Source organism: Flavobacterium enshiense, assembly GCF_040750275.1.
GTDB lineage: Bacteria > Bacteroidota > Bacteroidia > Flavobacteriales > Flavobacteriaceae > Flavobacterium > Flavobacterium enshiense_B.
This window is the reverse complement of record NZ_JBDOCV010000020.1, coordinates 1-5,096: the sequence shown is the minus strand read 5'-3', so window position 1 is coordinate 5,096 and position 5,096 is coordinate 1. Positions and strand designations below refer to the sequence as shown.

Below are 5,096 nucleotides of genomic sequence, written 5' to 3'. Positions count from 1 at the left end.
ATGTGTAATTACTGCTAACGTGTTGCAGCTTGGTAAAGTTGCGACAGTTAATTACTTACGCTCACAAATATACCGAAAAGTTTGAAAGAAAATGCCTTACTTCGAAGAAGAAATGCAAACACAGAAGTTTCCTGATACAAACTGAACTTAGCAATTTTGCCAAACTGCTGTTAGCTACCGTTAATTATATATCATTAGGATCAAAACCATACATAAAATCGTTTAGTTTTCCTTCTGAGCTTTCTAAACCAACAATATCCATGATTTCTTCAAAATAATGACAAACCCGTTCTCTATCTTCAGTATCTAGTTCAATATAAATATCTGCAAAACTGGCTAGCCCTTTTTCAATTTCCTTTTGATAATCTTCGTCATTAGGATTTTGAGTTTCGGATATAGTTTGGAACCCTTCCGCAACATTATTTATTTTTTGAGTTAATATTGGTTTAAGTTTTGGATTTCCAATTCCGGGATAAAAATTTGGGTATTCGTCAGATATAAATTTTTCTTTTGCTATAAATTTTTCAAATTGATTCATTGCATTTTTAGGTGTTACAATTTTTTTAGGCTCGCAAGCCATTAGAGTCAAAAGAGTTATTATTGTTATTAAAGTTTTCGTCATGTTTAATGGTAGCTAACGTCCCGCCGGCTTTGTGTCAGGTGAGGATTTTTGTTACTGATGTTTACAAATATACCGAAAAGTTTGAAAGAAAAAACCTCACTTCGGAGAAGAAATGCAAACACTGACCATTACCAATAAATCCCTAAAACCCCACTTGCACAAAACCGCTGTTGTATGCCGTTTTTTATTATCCTTCGTTTTAAATTTATTCAATATACTTTTTATCATTTCAATTGGCTATTATAATGTTCGGTATCTCGAGAATTTTCTTTAGGGATTTGTTCCTTTATAGATTGTTTCTGTAATTTATTACTTGCCGAAAGAATTTCATTTAAACGAATTTTAACAGAATCTAATGCTTTTTGAGTACCCTTTACAGAAGCAAATTGATATTGATCTTCATATTTCAGTATTTCTTTCCCTTGCGATGTTGAATGAAACTGTTCTTGATCCTCTTCTTTTATTCCAAGTAAATCACAAAAGCCTTCAAAGGTTGAAGCCTTTCCAGCAATTTGATAAACGTTAGACATATGAAGTTTTGATTTAAGAATTACCTCCTGCTGTTTGTCTTGAAAATTATCTAATACCTTCCATTTTTCCACATCAATCTTCTTGTAACGCGCTACTGCAATTTTAAAATTATTACTCTTAAACAATTTATTTAAGTTTATAATTACTTCATCGTTCTTAGGATTTTTAAAGAAAATAACACAAAAGGTTTTATCAGGATTAACTAATTCTCCCCGCGCAATTTCTTTAGCTTTTGAAAGACTTAAACTATAACTTGTAATCCCCTCAATAAAACCATCCTCTAGTATTGGGATTAATTCTCCTTTATTCAAAAAACGTTTCCTATAACATGTTTGATTATCTGTTGTTTTGTATTTGACGGGTAAATATGCAGAAGCAGCAATGAGTAAATCCACATTATCTCTTCTTTTATCTTGATCCCATCTAGTCCCTTTTTGCCACTCAGCTATGGCACTTAAAAGTTCATTTGTAAATTCAATTTTTTTTCCCATATTAAATTTAGGTATTAAACCCTCTACTATAAAATGTTAAAACAATTTCTTATTTGACATCATTAAATACATGGGCAGCAAAAACTTTCAAAGCATGCACTATTTACAATTTAACCTCTGTATGGAACGAATGGCATACAACGTTTTTCGGCTTGAAACAGTGGCAAATTTTTGTCACTGCCGAAAGCAAATATACCGAAAAGTTTGCAAGAAAAAGCTTCAAATCGAAGATTAAAATATTCACAGAAGTTTACCGATAAATCCCGAACGTTGCCATTGTTTTAAACCGGTGTTATAATGGGTTGCGACACACAAAATTGGCACACACAGTAATCACAATATTTGCACATTCCTATTGCGTAATGTTTTCAGTTCTCATTTTTGCGTTTCGATTTCCGCATTATTTCCACGAAGTAATTGCGGTGTAAATTTCCGCAAACATTTTCCACAAAGTAATTCCATAAAGTAATTCTACAAAGTAATTCTACAAAGTAATTCTACAAAGTAATTCCGCAAAGTAATTCCACGTAGAATTTTCAGAGATATTTTCGTTTAGATTTTCCGTAAAATTATTCCATAAAGTTTTTTGAAAATTTTAAACCAAAACCTTTTAGCGTCCGGTTTCGGTTCGCACGGGGAGCTATCCATTATAACGTCCTGCCGGCTTTGAGCAGGCGAGGATTTTTATTACTGATGCTTACAAATATACCGAAAGTTTGGAAAAAAAATTTTTCAAAAAAAGCAAAGACTTTTTGAGCCAGCTCGTTCCATTAAACACCGCAACCTCGCTTGCACAAAACCGCTGTTAGGCGCTGGCTTATTTTTTAATTTGCTCTTACTAATATTCCACTTTGCGGATGTTTAAATTCAACAATATAGCTTTCTTTCGTATGCCATTGATACCAGCGTTTATATTTTTTATCTCTAAAATCATAAATATTAGCAATTAAGTATGGCTGTTCAAGTAATTTTTTATTGATCTCCATGTCAAAACTTTTAATTTTTTGGCTCTCTTTAGTGTATGTGTAAAAGTCAAAATGAAGATAAAATTTATCAATTGATGGAGAATTTATTAGTGACCAAACTTCTTCATTTAAAATTAAATCACCAGGATAATAATTTACATAATATTTTTTGGATTGATTTTCAGTACTAAATTTCACATACAGATTTGCAATACGACCTTGTTCTGCTAATTTTTCATTTACTTGAATGATAAAATTCACATTTTGTGAAAAACTAAGTTGAACAAATAAAAGGAAAATATAATAATAAAATTTTTTTCTCATAATTTTTAAAAACGTAATGTTTTCGACACGTTTCGTCGCTTGCGCCTAACGTCCCGCCGGCTTTGTGTCAGGCGGGGATTTTTATTACTGACGGTTACAAATATACCTAAAAGTTTGAAAGAAAATATTGAAAATAGGAGAGAAGTGCAAACACTTACCATTACCGATAAATCCCCAAAACCCCGCTTGCACAAAACCGCTGTTAGCTACTGTCAAAACAGACTAGTTTTATATATTATCCCATTATTTACATATATATATTGAAGGAAAGTTAATTTAAACTTACCGTTTGCAGGTATTCCATTTAGGAACGCTAAATCACCTTTTTGTGGATAATAATCTCTTTCACATTCAATCAAAAGCTCACCTGCTTTTGTGTTGTAAGTTTTTTTTTCTATTATTTTTTCAACATAACTATTTTTAACTATATATTTAAATATTGAATTTTCATTCTCAAATATATTGTTTTCAATATTATTTCCATCAATAGTTACTTTGCACCCTATTACAACTACATCGGAATTTAATAATTCAAGTTCTATACCTGATTTCAATATTACAATTGAAACATTATTTTTTGAACGATATAATTCTTTTAAATATTTTGGAACATCTAAATCAACAATAATTTTATCGTTAGCAAGAACAATTAAGTTATTTTCTGTGCCATCTTTTTTTAAAATCATTACGGCAGAATCTATAAAACTATGATTTAATAAAATTTTATCTTCAATGCGGTCAATTAATAAGCTATTCGCTTCAATAATATATTCCCATTTTCCAATTTTCACGGAGCCATTTAATGACATAATTAACTCGCCATTTCTTCTAAAAATATATTTTTGAAGATTATTTTTATCGTCAATAAGCACCCATGATTTATCAACGAATAATTCTTTCTTTTCAAGTGTTTTACTAAACTTGTTAAGCCTAGGGATGATATTGTTAATATATGATTTCATACGCTTTATATATTGATAGTAGCTAACGTCCCGCCGGCTTTGAGCTAGTGGGGATTTTTATTACTGATGTTTACAAATATACCTAAAAGTTTGAAAGAAAATGTTTAAAAATAGGAGAGTAGTGCAAACACTGACCATTACCGATAAATCCCCAAAACCCCACTTGCTCAAAACCGCTGTTACCTGTAGTTATTTATTTTCAAATTTATATTTTAATTGAAACCTTTCTTTTTTAGTAATATTTAAACTATCGTTTGAATTAATGTAAAGTTCAGGCTCTATTTTCATTCTTAAATTATTATTTACCTCTTTTTCTAAATAAAACGCTTCTAAATCGAAAGACTTTTTTATGTCGAACCAGTTAATATTATTATTAGTAAAGTCTGGATTCATTTTTTTGAATTTTGAAGAATCAGTATCTTTATCATAAATTTTAATCACTTCTCCAAAATACTTATTATTGAACATTTTATCAAGAATTGTGTCATTTTTAATAAATCTTCTAAAATCAGGTTCATAAATAGAAAACAGTGGTGTTATTTTATTGTTTTTTATTTTCGCAGGCATTATGGCTAGAATTCTTCTATTCATTATTTGATGTTCAATATCATAAAAAACAGTTTCTTTTAATACAAAATGATTTATATTTTTAAGTGAATCAATTGAAAAGGATAAATCTTCAACTTTTAATCTTTTAGTAAATTCAATATCATTATACATTTCTGGATTTTCAGATAAAACATATTTTTTAATTTCTTTTAAAAATAAATCATTTTCAAAAAAATCTTTATTAGCAGTATTTTTCGATAATAAGGTCAGAAAAATATCTTGATACAAAATATCATAACTGTTTATATGCCAATAATTGTAACCGTTTAATTCTAATTTTGGAATATCTTCTTTTGTTTTAAAAATAAAATTATTTAAATAAGTTCTTTTTAATAAAAGTTTTTTTTCGGAAGTGTAAAATTTCCAAACACCTATTTTTTGATTTTTATAAAATTTTCCTTTTGCTTTTAGATTTCCATTTGGATAATAATATTTAAAATCACCATCAATCATTTGATTAATTGTGTCAAAGCTGATTTTAATCTTCCCGTTTGGATAAGTTTTATTAATCTGACTAAAAAGTAGAATTGGAAAGAATAATATTATATAGATAACGTTTTTCATAATTACAGGTAACGTTTTTCGGCTTTAT

5 protein-coding genes are annotated in these 5,096 nt (G+C 29.0%); all 5 read right to left on the bottom strand.

The window, feature by feature from the left end:
* Nucleotides 1-184 precede the first annotated feature (184 nt).
* The 5 genes from ABGT15_RS13805 to ABGT15_RS13785 all read right to left on the bottom strand — a co-directional run bounded on the left by ABGT15_RS13805 (nt 185) and on the right by ABGT15_RS13785 (nt 5,068).
* Complete coding sequence (locus ABGT15_RS13805; RefSeq protein ID WP_367232040.1) at nt 185-622, bottom strand: DUF4844 domain-containing protein; 438 nt, start codon at nt 620-622, stop codon at nt 185-187.
* Nucleotides 623-846: 224 nt separating this feature from the next.
* Nucleotides 847-1,644, bottom strand: a complete 798-nt coding sequence (locus ABGT15_RS13800) for a hypothetical protein (protein WP_367232039.1) — start codon at nt 1,642-1,644, stop codon at nt 847-849.
* Nucleotides 1,645-2,468: 824 nt separating this feature from the next.
* Nucleotides 2,469-2,933 (bottom strand): hypothetical protein, encoded by a 465-nt coding sequence (locus tag ABGT15_RS13795; protein ID WP_367232038.1) that lies wholly within the window; start codon nt 2,931-2,933, stop codon nt 2,469-2,471.
* 212 nt (nt 2,934-3,145) lie between these two features.
* The gene (locus ABGT15_RS13790; protein WP_367232037.1) at nt 3,146-3,895 is read right to left on the bottom strand and encodes a hypothetical protein; all 750 of its coding nucleotides are present in this window, start codon (nt 3,893-3,895) and stop codon (nt 3,146-3,148) included.
* A 189-nt stretch (nt 3,896-4,084) separates the two neighbouring features.
* On the bottom strand, nt 4,085-5,068 hold the full coding sequence (locus tag ABGT15_RS13785) for a hypothetical protein (protein ID WP_367232036.1): 984 nt from the start codon (nt 5,066-5,068) through the stop codon (nt 4,085-4,087).
* Nucleotides 5,069-5,096 lie beyond the last annotated feature (28 nt).